The sequence below is a fragment of the Streptomyces sp. AC555_RSS877 genome, assembly GCF_019049245.1.
In the GTDB taxonomy this organism is placed as follows: domain Bacteria; phylum Actinomycetota; class Actinomycetes; order Streptomycetales; family Streptomycetaceae; genus Streptomyces.
In genome coordinates, this window is sequence record NZ_JAGMUK010000069.1 from 1 (window position 1) to 15,532 (window position 15,532).

17 protein-coding genes are annotated in these 15,532 nt (G+C 71.5%); 11 read left to right on the top strand and 6 right to left on the bottom strand.

All coding sequences use genetic code 11. From position 1 onward, the window contains the following. The first annotated feature begins 167 nt into the window (after positions 1–167). From KUM49_RS49895 to KUM49_RS29710, 3 genes are all read left to right on the top strand, one after another. On the top strand, positions 168–296 hold the full coding sequence (locus KUM49_RS49895) for a hypothetical protein (protein WP_302185502.1): 129 nt from the start codon (positions 168–170) through the stop codon (positions 294–296). A gap of 21 nt (positions 297–317) precedes the next feature. After that, positions 318–1,082 carry a DUF4239 domain-containing protein gene (locus KUM49_RS29705; protein WP_217240048.1) on the top strand — a complete coding sequence of 255 codons (765 nt, stop codon included), beginning with the start codon at positions 318–320 and terminating at the stop codon, positions 1,080–1,082. Between the two features lie 248 nt (positions 1,083–1,330). Continuing rightward, positions 1,331–1,846 (top strand): hypothetical protein, encoded by a 516-nt coding sequence (locus KUM49_RS29710; RefSeq protein WP_217240049.1) that lies wholly within the window; start codon positions 1,331–1,333, stop codon positions 1,844–1,846. 118 nt (positions 1,847–1,964) lie between these two features. Here the strand turns inward: KUM49_RS29710 and KUM49_RS29715 are convergent, their stop codons facing one another. Further along, positions 1,965–2,462: a hypothetical protein gene (locus KUM49_RS29715; protein ID WP_217240050.1), complete on the bottom strand. Its 498-nt coding sequence runs from the start codon at positions 2,460–2,462 to the stop codon at positions 1,965–1,967. A 332-nt stretch (positions 2,463–2,794) separates the two neighbouring features. Between KUM49_RS29715 and KUM49_RS29720 the strand changes: the two genes are divergently transcribed. Next, on the top strand, positions 2,795–3,463 hold the full coding sequence (locus KUM49_RS29720; protein WP_217240051.1) for a class F sortase: 669 nt from the start codon (positions 2,795–2,797) through the stop codon (positions 3,461–3,463). A gap of 33 nt (positions 3,464–3,496) precedes the next feature. On the opposite strand, the gene KUM49_RS29725 is transcribed toward KUM49_RS29720, so the two are convergent. Continuing rightward, entirely contained in the window at positions 3,497–4,345 is an 849-nt protein-coding gene (locus KUM49_RS29725) for a polysaccharide deacetylase family protein (protein ID WP_217240052.1), read from the bottom strand. A 594-nt stretch (positions 4,346–4,939) separates the two neighbouring features. Between KUM49_RS29725 and KUM49_RS29730 the strand changes: the two genes are divergently transcribed. After that, entirely contained in the window at positions 4,940–5,404 is a 465-nt protein-coding gene (locus KUM49_RS29730) for a universal stress protein (protein ID WP_217240053.1), read from the top strand. 57 nt (positions 5,405–5,461) lie between these two features. On the opposite strand, the gene KUM49_RS29735 is transcribed toward KUM49_RS29730, so the two are convergent. Then, complete coding sequence (locus tag KUM49_RS29735; protein WP_217240054.1) at positions 5,462–6,277, bottom strand: alpha/beta fold hydrolase; 816 nt, start codon at positions 6,275–6,277, stop codon at positions 5,462–5,464. A 58-nt stretch (positions 6,278–6,335) separates the two neighbouring features. Here KUM49_RS29735 and KUM49_RS29740 point away from each other — a divergent pair, with 58 nt between their 5' ends. After that, positions 6,336–6,809 carry a MarR family winged helix-turn-helix transcriptional regulator gene (locus KUM49_RS29740; protein ID WP_217240055.1) on the top strand — a complete coding sequence of 158 codons (474 nt, stop codon included), beginning with the start codon at positions 6,336–6,338 and terminating at the stop codon, positions 6,807–6,809. A gap of 6 nt (positions 6,810–6,815) precedes the next feature. Here KUM49_RS29740 and KUM49_RS29745 read toward each other — a convergent pair whose 3' ends face one another. Further along, positions 6,816–7,967 (bottom strand): CapA family protein, encoded by a 1,152-nt coding sequence (locus KUM49_RS29745; RefSeq protein WP_217240056.1) that lies wholly within the window; start codon positions 7,965–7,967, stop codon positions 6,816–6,818. A 213-nt stretch (positions 7,968–8,180) separates the two neighbouring features. Here KUM49_RS29745 and KUM49_RS29750 point away from each other — a divergent pair, with 213 nt between their 5' ends. The 5 genes from KUM49_RS29750 to KUM49_RS29770 all read left to right on the top strand — a co-directional run bounded on the left by KUM49_RS29750 (position 8,181) and on the right by KUM49_RS29770 (position 12,530). Then, positions 8,181–8,726, top strand: a complete 546-nt coding sequence (locus KUM49_RS29750; RefSeq protein WP_217240057.1) for a sigma-70 family RNA polymerase sigma factor — start codon at positions 8,181–8,183, stop codon at positions 8,724–8,726. A 135-nt stretch (positions 8,727–8,861) separates the two neighbouring features. Then, the gene (locus KUM49_RS29755; RefSeq protein ID WP_217240058.1) at positions 8,862–9,377 is read left to right on the top strand and encodes a hypothetical protein; all 516 of its coding nucleotides are present in this window, start codon (positions 8,862–8,864) and stop codon (positions 9,375–9,377) included. Between the two features lie 149 nt (positions 9,378–9,526). Continuing rightward, the gene (locus KUM49_RS29760) at positions 9,527–10,180 is read left to right on the top strand and encodes a zf-HC2 domain-containing protein (protein WP_217240059.1); all 654 of its coding nucleotides are present in this window, start codon (positions 9,527–9,529) and stop codon (positions 10,178–10,180) included. Positions 10,181–10,308: 128 nt separating this feature from the next. Further along, a complete protein-coding gene (locus KUM49_RS29765) occupies positions 10,309–10,701 on the top strand; it encodes a hypothetical protein (RefSeq protein ID WP_217240060.1) in 393 nt (130 codons plus the stop codon). Continuing rightward, positions 10,698–12,530 carry a caspase family protein gene (locus tag KUM49_RS29770; RefSeq protein ID WP_217240061.1) on the top strand — a complete coding sequence of 611 codons (1,833 nt, stop codon included), beginning with the start codon at positions 10,698–10,700 and terminating at the stop codon, positions 12,528–12,530. Before KUM49_RS29765 ends, KUM49_RS29770 begins: the two co-directional genes overlap by 4 nt. Before the next feature lies 1 nt (position 12,531). On the opposite strand, the gene KUM49_RS29775 is transcribed toward KUM49_RS29770, so the two are convergent. Next, complete coding sequence (locus KUM49_RS29775; RefSeq protein WP_217240062.1) at positions 12,532–13,395, bottom strand: Fpg/Nei family DNA glycosylase; 864 nt, start codon at positions 13,393–13,395, stop codon at positions 12,532–12,534. 36 nt (positions 13,396–13,431) lie between these two features. Then, entirely contained in the window at positions 13,432–15,519 is a 2,088-nt protein-coding gene (locus tag KUM49_RS29780; RefSeq protein WP_217240063.1) for a SpoIIE family protein phosphatase, read from the bottom strand. Positions 15,520–15,532 lie beyond the last annotated feature (13 nt).

A 15,532-nucleotide genomic window follows, 5' to 3' on the forward strand; every position in this document is an offset into this window, starting at 1 on the left:
CGCCGAAACCGCGGCCCACGCCGACGCCCGAGCCGCCTCCACCGGCACCGCAGCCGGCGCCGGCCCACCCGCAGCCGACGCCCACGCCGACTCCGCCCCCGCCTCCGCCGCCACCCCCCACCCCGACGCCGTCGGCGAAGCCCACCCCGCGTCCTTCCGTCACCCCGGTGACGTATCCGCGCTACAAGGCGCACCCCCGTCAGCGGCCGGCCCACGGCGCCACGTCGCCGGTCACCTACGTCCTGCTCATCACCGCACCCGCGGTGATCGCCGTCGCCGCGCTGCGGCCGCGCTAGTGCTGAATCTGGAGGCACCCCTTGCCGGAATGGCTTGTTCTCACCCTCGCGATGCTGGCCGCCTGCGTCGTGGTGGTCGTCATCACCCTCGTACGGCACCGCAGGGCACCCGAGGACGAGGACCCCAACGAGACGCCGGACGTCATCGAGTACATGACGATGTGGATCGGGGTGGTGTACGCCATCGTCCTGGGCCTGGCCATCGCCGGTGTGTGGGAGGCGCGCAGCGCGGCGCAGGACCACGTCCAGGCGGAGGCGCAGGCGCTGCACGAGATCTCGGAGCGGGTCAGGGTCTACCCGGCCGACGTCCGTGACCGTATTCGGGACGATGTCAACGCCTATGTCGGACACGTCGTGACCACGGAGTGGGAGTCGATGGCCGACACCGGCCAGCTCACCGAGCGGGGCACCGAGCTCCTGCACGAGGTCCGCGTGGACGTCACCGACTACCGGCCGGCGACCGACTTCGAGGCCCAGGCCTACCAGCCGGTCCTGGACCAGATGGCCACCGCCGACCAGGCGCGCAACGCCCGGGCGGACTCGGCGGCGCCCACCATGCCGGGCGTGGTGTGGTTCGGCCTCATCGGCGGCGGTGCGGCCACCATCGGGATGATCTTCGCACTGCAGATCCGGCGTACGACACGCGAACTGATCCTCGCCGGGCTGTTCTCCGCACTGATCGCCTTCCTGCTCTTCCTGATCTGGGACTTCGACGCCCCGTACAGCCGGGGCATCGCGGCGTCGGCCGACCCGTTCCTGAGCCTCTTCCCGGACGCCAAGGGCTGACGGCGCGGCACCCGAGCGGCCACCGACAGGTCCTCACCACACGGGCGGCCCGGGGGACGCCCGCCACACCGCCGGTGTCCCCCGGCCGCAGGAACACCGTCCCCCGGGTGGTCCACACGCTTGCCCCATTCGCGCTACTGCGATCGCGCAGACGCACGCATGTTCCTACCGTTTCGGTCATCGAGGTGCATTTCCGGCGCAAGCGGAAAAGGTCCGCGGCTGCTCCTCGGAGATCCGGAGGACTCATCGTGCGCGCGATACGCGTCGCTTCGGCCGCACTGCTGGGCGTGAGCGCCCTGACCCTCACCGCCTGCGTCGCCCAGGCGAGTGCCGAGACCGCCGGCTTCCGGGTAGCCGTCCACCCCACGACCATCGCGGCCGGCGGACAGGTGACCCTACGCGCGACCGGCTGCGACCAGGCCGTGTTCGTCTCCTCCGGCGTCTTCGACGACCTCACCATCCGCCGGGGCCAGACCTCCGCCACCGCCATGGTCGACTGGGACGCCAAACCGGGCGCCATCTACGAGGTGACGTTCCACTGCGGCACCTTCTGGCAGAACGCGAGCCTCACCATCGCCGGCGACCGCCCGGTCCCCCCGAGACCGGAGCCGCTGCACCCGAGCCGGGGCGTGCACGCCGGTGAGGGCAGCAGCTTCGGCGGCTTCGACCTCAAGGAGATCGGCCTGGGGGTCGCGCTCATCGCCGGTTCGGTCGGGGCGGCGTACCACTTCTCCCGTCGCCGCACCGGCGACGACGGCGCCTGACCGCGTCGCCCACCGCACAGGCCTTCGCCCCGGATCCCTGACGGATCCGGGGCGAAGGCCTGTACACGTGCGATCCGTTGTCTCCGAAGGGGGTCGGCCAGATCAGGATCCGGGACCGTCAGATCCGGTTCTCGGCCCGGCGGCGCATCCAGAACACCGCTCCGCCGACGACGGCCGCGGCCACGAGCCCGCCCCCGATGGCGATGTCGGCCGGGGTCGCCCCGGTGGAGCTGCTGCCGCCGATACCGCCCTGGACGCCGCCGATGACGGTGAAGGCCGCCGGGTTCGTCAGGATGCGGCCGTTGCAGTTGACCGTGATGCTGTGCGAACCCGGACGCGCGTTGCGGTTGATCGTCGCGGTGCCCTTCGCGGTCTGGTTGGCGCCGTGGATCGGCGTCAGCGGTGTGCTCGGGAACGCGTCCGAGGTCATGGTGCCGCCGGTGGGGCAGTTGTCGACTGTGACGGTCAGCTGCCCACCGCGGGCGATGACACTGGGCAGGGCGACGATGTTGGTCGGGCTGACGCCCATGCCGTCCCGGGCGACGGCCGCTGGGGCGGCGAGTCCGAGAGCGGCGATCGCGGCGCCGGTGGCCGCCAGGGCACGAGTAGTACGCATGTGATCCTCCGCGGGAGACACCCCGGGAACCGTCCCCGGTCGATCGGCGAGAAAGCGCCTCCCAGACAGACCCTCAGATGCCTTGTGCTGAACCGCATTTCGGGAATGGTCCGTCCTGGTGAGAGGACACGCCGAAGAAAAAGCACACAATCGGATATCACCGCAGGTCACGGACCGTCAGAAAATTCCTGCGGGCGGCAACTCGGATGGCGCACCAGCGGCGGCGCGGGCCACCCGTTCGCATCCGCCCCGTCGCCGGTTTCCCTCGTGAGACTTAGCGTTCTTCCATGCGCGAATGACGAGGCGACGGCCGCGTCGAGAGGGGAAGTCGAATGTCTGCGTCCGAGCTGGCCGAGCTGGCCGAAGAGGAGGAGCGGCGGAAGAAGCGCGCTCCTTGGGGCGTGATAGCGCTTGTTCTGCTGACCGGCCTCGCGCTCATTCGCAACGGTTCGGGGGAGTTCGACATCGGGCCGCCGCAGCCCGCCTCCGCGGCCGCGGCGGACAGCCGGCTGCCCGGCGGCACCTTCGCCGCTGCCGAGCCCCTGCCGTACTCCCTTCCCGACCGGGTCAGGCTCTCGGCGATCAACGTCGACGCGCCGGTCATCCCGGTCGGCCTGGACATGGACGGCTGGGTCGCCGCACCGCCGCCGGAGGACCCGAACCTGGCCGGCTGGTTCACGGGTGCGGTCTCCCCGGGCGAGAAGGGCACCGCGGTCGTCGTCGGCCATGTCGACAACCAGCAGGGCCCCGCCGTGTTCTACGGACTGGGGGCCCTGAAGAAAGGCAGTCGCGTCGAGGTCACCCGCAAGGACGGAAAGACGGCCGTGTTCGAGATCTACGGCATCGAGGTCTTCGAGAAGAACAACTTCCCCGGCGACCGTGTCTACGGTTCCAAGGGCCACCCGGAGTTGCGGGTCATCACCTGCGGGGGCGGTTTCTCCCAGCAGAACGGTTACGACGGTAACGTCGTCGCCTTCGCCCGCATGGTCGAGGTCCGCTGAGCGTTCCCCGACCCGGCGGGCGGTGTGGTCCGGCTACGCGTACTGCCGTCGCGGGACCGTGACGTGGTAGCCGGAGTCGAGCAGGTGCGGGAGATAGTCGCGCAGCGCCCTGACACTCTGGGTGCGGTCGCCCCCGGCGTCGTGCGAGAGCACCACGACGCCGGGGGCGGCGCCGTTCACGACCCGTCCGACGATGGCCCGGGTGCCCGGAGTGGCCCAGTCGAGGGTGTCGACGGTCCAGGCCAGCGGTTCCATGCCGAGTTCGGCGCCGAGTTGGAAGGCGGCACGGTTCCAGGCTCCGTAGGGCGCCCGGAACCACACGGGCGGCTCGCCGTACGCCTCCTCGATCACCTCACAGGTGCGTTCCATCTCCGAGCGGATCCGTCCGCGGCTCAGGCGGGTCAGCAGCGGGTGGGACCAGGTGTGGTTGCCGACGACGTGTCCCTCGTCGGCCATGCGGGCCAGCAGCTCGCGGTTGTCGGCGGCCATCTCCCCGCACACGAAGAACATCGCTCGGACGTCGTACTCCGCCAGGGTGTCGAGGATGTCCGGGGTGTAGCGGGGGTCGGGCCCGTCGTCGAAGGTCAGCACCATGGAACGGCCGCGCCCGGACATGCGCAGGAGCGGCTCGCGCCGTACGTGGGGCCGGGCGGGCGCGGCAGCGGGCGGGCCGTACCCGGTGAGGGGCTGGAGACGGTAGGCGGAGGGCTTGGGTGCGAGGTGCGTCGCGGGGCCGGCCGCCGGGGCGGCGGGCCGGACCGGCTGGTCGCCGGTGACCGCGGCCAGTACTCCGGCCGTGCCGGCCGCCCCGCAGGCCGCGGCGCCGAAGAGCAACGCGCTGCGCCGCGTGAGCAGCCGTGTGAGCAACTGATCCTTCGTCATGACTCATCAGTCGCCCGGAGCGGACCCGGCGCACCACAGCGGCACCGGGACGGCGGCACGATTCCACCCGCCCGGCCCAACGGGGGCGGGCGCGATCCCACCCGCCCGATGCGACGGACCGCCGTGACGGATCGTCACCGGAGGCGCACCAGCAGGGAACGGCAACGTCTCACGGATGGTCAGGCGGTGGGTGCCCGCCGGGCAGAGGCCGGTGCTGGCTGCGCGCCGCCGGTCGAGCGTGCGGTGCCGGATGCGGACCTGTTGGGGCAGGTCCGCATCCGGCTCGCCGGGCCTGGCCTCGTCCCCTCCGTCGAGGCCGGGCACCGAGAGCGTCGGCAGGCCTTCGGTCGTGGCCGGCCGGTGCCCGCCCTTCGGGTGCCCCTTTCCCCGGAGTTTGCGCAACGAAGGTACGGAGACGAAGCCTTCGGCGGTCGCGGAGGCAGGCCGATGCCGACGCCTGCCTCAATTCCGAGTACGACCGGGCCCAGTTCGGCGACCGCGGCGGGTTCCGACCGCAGGAAGAGCCCGGCCGCCTCGCCCGCCGAGGCGTCCCGGGCGGGGGCGGGACCTGCGGTTTCCGATAGCCTCGCAGCCGTGACGGAACAGCAGCACTCGCAGGGGTTCGAGCGGGGCACGGACGGCCCCAAGGTCATCGTGGTCGGCGTGGACGGTTCCGACTCATCGCTCCGCGCCGCGGCGTACGCCGGTGGCCTGGCCCGGCGACAACACGCGCTGCTCGCGGTCGTCTACGTGCAGCCGGTGCTGGCGGCGGGCGCGGCGCTCGGGGCACCGGTCACCGACACGACCGACGAGATCGCCGAGGACCTGGTGGCGCAGATCCGGGACGCGGCCGAGCACAGCAAGGGGATATTCGACGTGCGCTGGGAGTTCCACACCTTCCGCGGCGACCCCTACAACGGCCTGGTGAAGGCGGCGGACGACCTCAAGGCGGACGCGGTGGTGGTGGGTGCCTCCGAGCAGGCCGGCCACCGGATCGTGGGATCGGTGGCGGTCCGGCTGGTGAAGGCGGGGCGGTGGCCGGTGACGGTGGTGCCGTGACCGCCCACCGTCACGTGGAAGGGGACGGTGGGCGGTCGCTGTCGCGTCAGCCCATGGTCACAGGGTGCGGAGGAAGTCGAGCAGGATCTCGTTGAAAGCCTCCGGCTTCTCCAGGTTCAGGTAGTGGCCGACGCCCTCGATGGTCCGGGAGCGGCCGTCAGGGACGGTGCCGGCGAGCCGCTGGGCCGCGTCGATCATGTCGGCGGGTTCGAGGCCGCCGTTGACGGTGAGCACGGGCACGTCGATCTTCGGCAGGCGGGACCACGAGTCGGTCACCCGTACGAGCCAGTCCTTCTCGTCGGGCGTGTGCTTCGAGATCATGTCGAGGGCCATCTCCCGCAGCCGGCGCGGGATCACCGGATCGATCTCGTCGGCGCTCCGGTGCTCCCCCGGCACGACACGCAGGAAGGCCGTGAGCCAGCCTTCGATGTCACCGGCGCCCAGCGTGCGCGCGTACTCCGCCTGGATCCCGCGGTGCCAGGGATCCGTGTACTGGAAGTCGCCGGTCGCGGCGCCGCAGGTGACGACCGCGCGGACGAGTTCCGGATGCTCCAGCACGGTGTCGGTGACGATGACCCCGCCCATCGACACGCCGACGAGGACGGCGGGGCCCGCGTCGAGGTGGCGCAGCAGACCGGCGAGGTCGTCGGCCCAGCGGAACGGTCGGGTCGCGTTGGCGGAGGATCCGTGGCCGCGTACGTCCGGGGCGATCACGCGGTGCCCGGCGGCGAGGGCCGCGATCTGGTCGTCCCAGAACCGGTGGTCGACGTACCCCGCGTGGAGCAGGACCACGAGATCCCCCGAGCCGGCGTCGAGGTAGGCGAGGTCGCCGTCGGCAGAGGGGAAGAAGCGAAGCTCCGAAGCAGCATTCATGACAACCAAGGTGTCATGTGGGGGCGGGTTTTGGCAACCAAGGTGTCATGATGGCCGTATGAACGACACCGGCGCACCCCTGGCCCCCGACGAACTCGGCCACCGCCTCACCGAGGTGTTCGACCTCGTGGGTCCGCTCTACCGGCGCGCCGCGCACAAGGTGGAGCAGGCCGAACCGATCGAGGGGGCATCCGCCGGCGTGCGCGCCGTGCTGAACCTGCTGCGTCAGAACGGGGCCATGACGGTGCCCCAGATGGGCAGGGCACAGGCCCTGAGCCGACAGTTCGTGCAGCGCATGGTCAACGAGGCGGCCTCCCGCGGCTGGGTGGAGATCACGCCCAACCCGGCGCACCAGCGGTCCTCGCTGATCCGGCTCACCGAGGCGGGGCAGGCCACCATCGTCGCCGTCCTGGCACGGGAACACACCCTCAACCGGCGGGTGGGCGGCGATCTGACCGACGCGGAAGTCCGGGCGTGCGTGCGGGTGCTGACCGAGATGGTGCGCACCTTCGACCACGTGGACGTGGACTGAGCCGGGCTACTTCCCCATCACCAGCCCGTCCTTCGCCGCGCCCCGGCTCAGGACGACGTCCCGGATGCGGTCGCGCAGGCCCCGCACGTCGGCGCCCCGGGCGAGCGCCTCGTTGAGGTTCAGCACCCGGCCCGCGTCGACGTCGAAGACCTGGGGCACGAACTCGGCCCGGGTCACCCGCCAGCGCTGCCCAGGCCGGGCGGGCGGGGCGAAGGTGAAGCGGCCGAGGGTGGACTGGTTGCCGCGCGGGTCCTGGACACCCTCGTGGTTGAACATCTCGCCGGCGATCTGGTCGCCCATGCCGTAGACGACCCAGGTGCCGTTGACCTTCTCGTACGCCTGCGGGACGTGTGCGTGGGTGCCGAGGATCAGGTCGATGTCGGGGCGGCCACCGGTGCGGGCGGCGGTGAGCGAGCGGCCCAGGGCCAGTTGCCGCTCGTCGGGCCCGTCCTGCCATTCGGTGCCCCAGTGCACGGACACCACGACCACGTCGGCGCCCGCCGCCCGGGCCGCTCGCGCGTCCGCGACGATTCTGTTCTCGTCGATCAGGTTGACGGCCCAGGGCTGCCCCTGCGGGAGCGGGAAGCCGTTCGTGTCGTACGTGTAGGCGAGATGCGCGACCTTCGCGGGGCCCGCGCGCAGCATCGTGACCGTGCCCGCCTCGGCCTCGGCACGCGCCGAACCGGCGTGCCGTACGCCCGCCGCGTCGAGGGCGTCCAGTGTGCGGCGGATACCGTCGGCGCCGTCGTCGAGGCTGTGGTTGGAGGCGGTGGAGCAGCCGTCGTAGCCGGTGTCCGCGAGGGCCTGCGCCACTTCGGGCGGGGACTTGAAGGTGGGGTAGCCGGTGTAGTCGCCGTTCTCGCCGTAGACGGTCTCCATGTGACACAGCGCCAGATCGGCGCGGGAGACGACCGGTTGGACGCCGGCGAGCATCGGACGGAAGTCGTAGCCGGTGCCGCCCGCGTCGAAGCGGGCGCGGTCGATGACGGAACTGTGCGGGAGGACGTCGCCGGAGGCCACGAGCGTGAAGCCGGTGCCCTTGACCGGCGCGGGACGCCCCGGCCGGGCGGGCGCGTCCTGGTCCTGGGCCTGGCAGGCGGCGCCCGCGGCGAGGAGGGCCGTGAGGGCCAGGGCCACCTGCCGTCTGCGTGCAATCATCAGCTCACCCCACTGTGGTCATATTTACGCACAAATAGGTACGACGCTGACGACGACCGCAAACAACCTCCCCGCCCTCTTTAGCCCGTCCGGAGCGCGCGAACGGCCGGATGCCGACCGTTCGTCGAACCGTTCGCCGACGCGATCGACCGTCCGCCGCAGACCTGTGCGCCCGCCCTGTCCAGAAACGGCCCCCTGTTGTGCCATGCAGCCATGACGGCCGGAACCACTCTCACGAACGGGACGACCGCCGAGCACGAGCTCGCCGCACTGCAGCGCGAGCACGGCCGGCCCCTTTTCGCGCTCCTGCTCCGGCTCTGCGACGGCGACCGGCAGCGCGCCGAGGACCTCGTCCAGGAGACTCTCGTACGCGCCTGGCAGCATCCCGAGGCCCTGCGCGCCGACGACTTCGAGTCCGTACGGCCCTGGCTGCTGACCGTGGGCAGGCGGCTCGCCATAGACGCGCGGCGGGCCCGGCAGGCGCGGCCCGCGGAGGTCGGCGACGCGATCCTGGAGAACGCCCGGGTGTGCGGCGATCACGCCGAGCGGGCGGCCGCGGCCCTCGATGTGCGCGAGGCTGTGAAGACACTCACTCCGGAACACCGTGAAGTCCTGGTGCTGGTGTATTTCCAAGGGGCGAGTGTGGCGGAGGCCGCGGAGAGCCTCGGCATTCCTCCCGGTACCGTGAAGTCCCGCGCGTACTACGCGCTGCGCGCCCTGCGCCGGGTGCTGCCCGGATACGCGGCCGACCTGCGATGAAACCCATGACTGAGTCAAGCCTCCGTAAAGCGCCTTGCCTCTGACCCCGGTTGAGTAATCGGCTGTCCTCATCCGTGTTCCGCACTGGGGCCCGGCGACGGGCGACGCGCACGCACCGGAGGAAGGCAGGAAGGAATGCTGCACAGAGGTCAAGAGAGCACGGACGGCGCCGGCGGCGGCGAACTGACCGTCCCCATGGCGTGGTTGTACGCCGAGTACATCGCCGACGAACTGCTGCGGTCCGGGGAGTTGATGCCACCGACGTCGTTCGAGTTCCGCGCCGGGCGGGACGCCCTGGCGCTGACCATCTTCCTGTCCGACACCGACGGTGAACTGTCCGGCATCCAGGTCGTCTCCCAGCTGGAGAACTGGCTGTCGCTGACGGCGTACGACCAGCCGTGGCAGGACTGGGTGAGCGAACGGATGGCCGCGCTCACCGCCGCCGAGGCCGCCACCGACGGCCCCTCCCCCGACCTGGACCTGGCCCGCACGGCCTGGCGCTGGCTGGAGGAGACCGAGCTGCTCGCACCCGACCTGAACGCCGTGCCGGGCGGCGGTCCGGTGACCGGTGAGGACGAAGGGCCCAAGGTATGGACGCCGGCGTGGCAGCTCGGGTTGCCTCTGGGACACCTCGCGATCCACCTTTTCTAGATTCGTTCGACTCGGACCAATCCGCGGGTCCGGCCGCTCCGAATCGTTGGTTGCGATTCTGTGTGTGTCTTGAGTGATTCGGCGGTCCGGTGCGTACCGGTGGGAGCAAGGAGTAACCCCCCACCCACTCAACGGCACGAGGATTCGTCATGAGGTCCCTGGAGAGGCATCGCGACGTCGGCGCGTACGCGCTCGGCGTGCTGGACGAGGCGGACGCCTTCCGCTTCGAGGACCACCTCATGGAGTGCCCCCGCTGTGCGGTACACGTGACCGAATTCGGGCCCGCGACCCGGCAGTTGATGCTGTACCGGCGCGCGACACCGCGCGTCGTGCACCCCACGGCGCAGCCCGGCCCCCGGATGCTGGAGCGGCTGCTCGGCGAGGTGTCGGTACGGCAGCGGGCGCGCCGCAGGCGGCTGTGGTACGCCCTGGCCGCGTCGGTGGTCCTCGCGGTGGCCGGACCCGGCATCGTGCTCATGGCGAGCGACAGCGGCGGGGCCGCCGCGCGGGTCACCGCGACCGACGAACGCTCGGGCGTGTGGGCCGAGATCACCACCGAGGACGAGACCTGGGGCAGCGAGGTGGAGCTCAAGGTCAAGGACGGTGCCGGCCCTCGTGCCTGCGTCCTCGTCGCCATCGGTCAGGACGGCTCCGAACAGACGATCACCAACTGGAACGTCCCCGACCACGACGCCCGCGCCAACACCATGCGCGGCGGCGCGTCGATGCACCCCGACCAGATCGTCCGGTACGAGGTGCGGACGACGGACGGGAAGCACCTGGTGACGCTCGAACCCCGCTGACCGGCCCGCACATCGCCTGATTTGCCGCTCGGCGGCCACGGACGGAAACTGGACATACCGACGCGGAGCCACTGGCAGGCCCCCCGCTCCGCGCCGCCCCTGGGAGCACGAGCGAAGGGGCTGAACCGGTGGGCGACCAATTGATGATCCTCCTCTCCGAGGAGGGAGCGGAAGCCGAACGCGTGGCGGAGCTGACCGGCTACCTGCGCGAGGAACTGCTTCAGCTCGACGTGGACGACGTGACGGCCGTTCCCGGGGAGGCGGTTCCGCCCGGAGCACGGGCCGTGGACGTCGCCCAGATCGGCTCCCTGCTGGTCGCGCTGGGCAGCTCGGCCACCGCCCTGACCCAGGTGGTGACCGTGGTCCGGGGCTGGCTCGGCCGGTGCCATGACGCGCGCCCCTCGCTGCGCCTGCAGTTGGACGACGACGTCCTGGAGGTCTCCAAGGCGACCGACGAGCAGGTCGCCGAGGCCTTCGAGGTCTTCGTGCGGCGCCACGCAACGGCAGGAGCCCCGCCATGACGGAAGCCCGGCACGCGTTGATCATCGCCAACGACCGTTACGACGACCAAGGACTCAAGCAACTCCGGGCACCCGCGCAGGACGCCGCGGCCCTCGCCGAGGTCCTGCACGATCCCGAGATCGGCGACTTCGAGGTCCAGGTCATCCGCAACGAACCCGCCCACATCACCAACCGGCACCTCCAGGCATTCTTCAACGACCGTCGACGCGACGACACCCTGCTCCTGCACTTCTCCTGCCACGGACTCAAGAGCGAGTCCGGCGAGCTCTACTTCGCCGCCAAAGACACCGACCCCCGCCTGCTGGACGCCACGGCCGTCCCCGCACACTTCGTGCGCCGGTGCATGTCCCGCACCCGGGCGGGCAGCACCGTCCTCTTCCTCGACTGCTGCTACGGCGGCGCCTTCTCCCGGGCCTCGGGCTCCGTGCGCGCCACCGGCGACGTGAACGTCCTCGAATCCTTCCGGGGCGACAAGCCCCCCGGCGGGCGCGGCAGGGCCGTCATCACGGCGTCCAACTCCATGGAGTACGCCTTCGAGGGCCCCGAACTCGCCGAGAACTCCGCGCCGCGGCCGTCGGTGTTCACACACGCGGTGGTGCAGGGACTGGAGAGCGGCGAGGCCGATCGCGACGGTGACGGCGTCGTCACCCTCGACGAGCTGTACGACTACGTCTACGACCGCGTCCGGGAGGTCAATCCGCACCAGACCCCGAGCAAGGACGTGGAGATGGAGGGGGAGCTGACACTGGCGCACAGCCGGCGCGGCCGCATCAAGATCGTCAAAATTCCCTCACCGCCTTCGCTGACGGCCGCCCTCCACAGCGACAACGCCTTCACCCGGCAGGGCGCCGTCCTGGAGCTGAGATCCCGGCTGCAGAACGAGTCCCTCCCCATCGCCGAGGGAGCACGTCAGGACCTGGAGGAGATCGCGCGCGACGACATCCGGCAGATCGCCGACCTGGCGTGCGGCGCTCTCCGCGAGGTCCGCCTGGCGCCCTCCCCGGACCGTCTGGACTTCGGCCGGGTGCCGCAGGGTTCGACGCCTCGGCAACAGTCGCTGACCCTGGGCGGCCCGCCCCTCGCCCGGCACTGCGTGGCCCAGTCCACACAGTCGTGGCTGAGGGTCGAGCCGGTGGCGAACGGGCTGACCGTCCGGCTGGACACGTCCACCGAGGGCCCACTGTCCGGTGACATCGTGCTCAAGGGGGTCGCCGACGACGCGGTGGTCCACGTGGAGGCGGTGGTGGCACCCGCGCCTGGGCAGGCCGTTCCCAAACGTCCGGAGGAGCCGCCGCGAGCCGACCGGGACACGGTGATCATCGACACCGGGCAGACCGGCCGCCCTCCCGAGCAGCCACGCCGGGCCCCCCAGGAGCCCGTCGCAGGCCGGACCGCCCCCAGGTCTCCCATGTCCCCCACGTCCCCCACGTCCCGGACGTCTCCCAGGTCCCGCTGGGCCCCCGCCCTCGCGGGTGCGGCCCTCGCCCTCGCCGTCACCTCGGTGGTCACGGTCGTCCTCGCCGCCGTGGGAGCGGCGCAAGCCGTGCGCGACAGGATCGAAGAGGGGCCGGGAGGCGCCATCGCGGACCACGTCGGCGAGTTCGGTGTGGTCACGTCGCTCACCATCTGCCTGATCACCGCCGCCGCCGCGCTCGTCCTCGGTGCGTTCGCCCGGCACGACCTCCGTGCGCGGCACGACCGCTACACGACCTCGGCATCGAGCTGGACGAGCAGCCTCACCTCACTGGCGAAGGGGTTGGCCGTCCCGGCCCTGATCCTGGGCGCACTCGCGCTGGTCACCTACCTCGTGGCCAGCAAGCACTGGTGACTCACTTCAGCAGCCTGGACAGCCGCCGGTCCGCCAGTGGCCTGCCGCCCGTCTGACACGTCGGGCAGTACTGCAGCGAGCGGTCGCTGAAGGAGACCTCGCGGATGGTGTCGCCGCACACCGGGCAGGGCTCGCCGGTGCGGCCGTGGACGCGCAGGCCGCTCTTCTTCTCGGCCTTGAGCCGTCCGGCCGCCACTCCTCGCGAACGCTCGACCGCCTCCGTGAGGGTGGAGCGCAGGGCCTCGTACAGACGGCCGGTCTCCTCGGGTGTGAGGGACGAGGTCGGCTTGAACGGGGACATCTTCGCCGCGTGCAGGATCTCGTCGCTGTAGGCGTTGCCCACGCCCGCGATGAGGCTCTGGTCGCGCAGGGCACCCTTGATCTGCCGGCGTTCGCCCTTGAGCAGGGCGGCGAGGCGGGCCTCGTCGAAGTCCTCGGCGAGCGGGTCCGGGCCCAGCCGGGCCACGCCCGCGACGTGCTGGGGATCCTGGACGACGTACACCGCGAGGCGTTTCTGCGTGCCCGCCTCCGTCAGGTCGAAGCCCGCGCCGGTCTCCAGGGCCACGCGCAGCGCGAGGGGGCCCTTGCCGGGGCGGGGCGGGCCGTCGGGAAGCCGGTCCTTCCAGTGGAGCCAGCCGGCGCGGGCCAGGTGGGTCACGAAGTGCGGGCCGCCGTCCGTCTCCAGGTCGAGGAACTTGCCGTGCCGGTGCACGGCGGTGACCTCGTGGCCTTCGAGGGCGGTGAGCGGAGGGTCGTACGTCTTCAGGACACTGATCGCGACGGGCAGCACGCGGATGATCTCGTGGCCGACGAGGTTGTCGGTCAGGAAGTCCTTGAGCGCTTCGACCTCGGGCAGTTCCGGCATACGTCCAGAGTGCCACCGCGGGCCGTCGCGCTCAGGTCAGCCGCGGTCCGGCACCACGAACTCGCACCACACGCACTTGCCGCCGCCGCGCGCCTCCACGCCCCACGCGTCGGTGAGCAGGTCGACGAGGAGCAGGCCACGGCCGGACACGCCCGACTCGCCCGCCTCGCGGCGGCGTGGCAGGGCGCTGGACGCGTCCTCGACCTCGACGCGCAACCGGCGGCCGCCGCCGGTGAGGACCCGCAAGGTGACGATCGCCGAGCCCTCGGTGTGCATCAGGGCGTTGGTGATCAGTTCGTCGGCGACCAGCTCGATCTCGTCGGAGAGGTCACGGGCCTCCCAGGCGCCGACCGCGGCACGGATCATGTGCCGGGCCTCGGTGAGGGCCTCGGGGTCGCCCGATGCCACGTGCTGCTGGAGACGGCCCTGGGCCCGCGGCGTGTCCAGGCTGCGGCGGCGCAGCAGGAGCAGGGCGACGTCGTCGTCGCCGCCGCGTTCCTCGGCGAGGTCGATGAGCCGGTCGGCGAGGTCGCGGACGTCGTCCGGGCCGGTGGCGATGAGGCCCGTCAGGGTCCGCATGCCGTCGTCGAGGTCGGCGCCGGGCTGTTCGACCAGGCCGTCGGTGCACAGCAACAGGGTGTCGCCGGGGTCCAGTTCGAGGGTGGCGACCGGGTACTCGAGGCTCCCGAACTCGGCGGACAGACCGAGCGGCAGTCCACCGTCCACGAAGACGCGGCGGCAGGTGCCGTCGGGGCGTCGGACGAGCGGGTCGATGTGGCCGGCCCGGACCACCTGGACCACCCCGGTGGCCAGGTCGGCCTCCGCGTACAGACAGGTCGCGAAACGGTCGGTGTCGAGTTCGTGGAGGAAGACGGAGGCGCGGGCCATCACCGTGGCCGGCATGTGGCCCTCGGCCGCGTACGCCCGCAGGACGATACGCAGCTGGCCCATGACGGCGGCTGCGTGCGTGTCGTGACCCTGGACGTCACCGATCACGGCGCCGACCCGGCCGCCCGGCAGCGGGATCACGTCGTACCAGTCGCCGCCGATGTCCCGGCCGAGGGAGCCCGCGGCGCTGCCGGCGCGGTAGCGGACGGCGACGTCGGCGCCGGGGACGCTGGGGATGGTGCGCGGCAGCATGGCCTGCTGGAGGCCGGTGGCGAGGTCCTTGTCCTGCTCGTAGAGCATGGCCCGCATGAGGCTCTGGGCGATGCTGCTGCCGAGCGCGACCAAGACGTTGCGGTCCTCCGGCGAGAAGCCGCGCCGGTCGCTGTAGAGCAGGCCCATGGCGCCGATCGGGCGAGCCTCGGCGATGAGCGGGAGATAGGCGGCCGACGTGATGTTCAGGTCGGTGATGTACGGCCACAGGACCGGGTACCGGTCCGCGAACTCCTCGGGCGACTCGATGAAGCGGGGGCTGAGGGTCCGGACGGCCTCGCTCATCGGGTACGGCTCGTCGATCCGGGTGACGTCGGTGCCGGGGACGAAGCTGCCCTCCGGGCCCTCGGCGACCAGCCGGATGCGGTCGGCCTCGACCAGGCCGAAGACCAGGCTGGTGGCACCGAGGTGGGTGAGGCCCTGGGTGTCCTTGAGGACGTCGATGACGTCCTGGACGGTGCGGGCATGGGCGAGGGCGGCCGTGGTGAGCTGCACGACGTTGGTCTGCCGGCGCCTCGCCTCGTCCTGGGCGGCCTGCTCCCGGCGGGACGCGATGTCACCGAGCTCCTGGGTGGCGTCGCGCACGATGCCGATGATCCGGCGCGGGCGGCCCGTCTCGTCGCGCCTGATGTAGCCCTGGGTGTGGGTCCAGCGCAGGCTGCCGTTGCGGCAGCGGAGACGGAAGTACGTGCCGTAGTTCTCGCTGCCGTCCTTCATGGCCCGGGCGACCAGGGCGTCCAGCCGGTGGGCCTCGGCCTGCGGCACCCGGATGGCGAGGGTCGTCGGGTTCCCGTCGTACTCGTCGGGGCGCAGATCGAAGACCTCGTAGGCCTGGGCGTCCATGTAGAACAGACCGGTGTCCAGGTCCCAGTCGAAACTGCCCATGCGGTTGAGCGCCAGGATCGGATCCGGGTGGGCGGGCCAGTCGTCCGGGAGTGACAGGGCGCTCGCTCCCCGATCAACCATGTGGCCACCTTGC

What these genes read in the sequence shown, in the direction of transcription:
- KUM49_RS29750 (WP_217240057.1), top strand. Translation starts at nt 8,181, where the DNA reads ATGACGGCCGGAACCACTCTCACGAACGGGACGACCGCCGAGCACGAG.
- KUM49_RS29720 (WP_217240051.1), top strand. Translation starts at nt 2,795, where the DNA reads ATGTCTGCGTCCGAGCTGGCCGAGCTGGCCGAAGAGGAGGAGCGGCGG.
- KUM49_RS29740 (WP_217240055.1), top strand. Translation starts at nt 6,336, where the DNA reads ATGAACGACACCGGCGCACCCCTGGCCCCCGACGAACTCGGCCACCGC.
- KUM49_RS29760 (WP_217240059.1), top strand. Translation starts at nt 9,527, where the DNA reads ATGAGGTCCCTGGAGAGGCATCGCGACGTCGGCGCGTACGCGCTCGGC.
- KUM49_RS29755 (WP_217240058.1), top strand. Translation starts at nt 8,862, where the DNA reads ATGCTGCACAGAGGTCAAGAGAGCACGGACGGCGCCGGCGGCGGCGAA.
- KUM49_RS29725 (WP_217240052.1), bottom strand. Translation starts at nt 4,345, where the DNA reads ATGACGAAGGATCAGTTGCTCACACGGCTGCTCACGCGGCGCAGCGCG.
- KUM49_RS29775 (WP_217240062.1), bottom strand. Translation starts at nt 13,395, where the DNA reads ATGCCGGAACTGCCCGAGGTCGAAGCGCTCAAGGACTTCCTGACCGAC.
- KUM49_RS29715 (WP_217240050.1), bottom strand. Translation starts at nt 2,462, where the DNA reads ATGCGTACTACTCGTGCCCTGGCGGCCACCGGCGCCGCGATCGCCGCT.
- KUM49_RS29745 (WP_217240056.1), bottom strand. Translation starts at nt 7,967, where the DNA reads ATGATTGCACGCAGACGGCAGGTGGCCCTGGCCCTCACGGCCCTCCTC.
- KUM49_RS29770 (WP_217240061.1), top strand. Translation starts at nt 10,698, where the DNA reads ATGACGGAAGCCCGGCACGCGTTGATCATCGCCAACGACCGTTACGAC.
- KUM49_RS29780 (WP_217240063.1), bottom strand. Translation starts at nt 15,519, where the DNA reads ATGGTTGATCGGGGAGCGAGCGCCCTGTCACTCCCGGACGACTGGCCC.
- KUM49_RS29735 (WP_217240054.1), bottom strand. Translation starts at nt 6,277, where the DNA reads ATGAATGCTGCTTCGGAGCTTCGCTTCTTCCCCTCTGCCGACGGCGAC.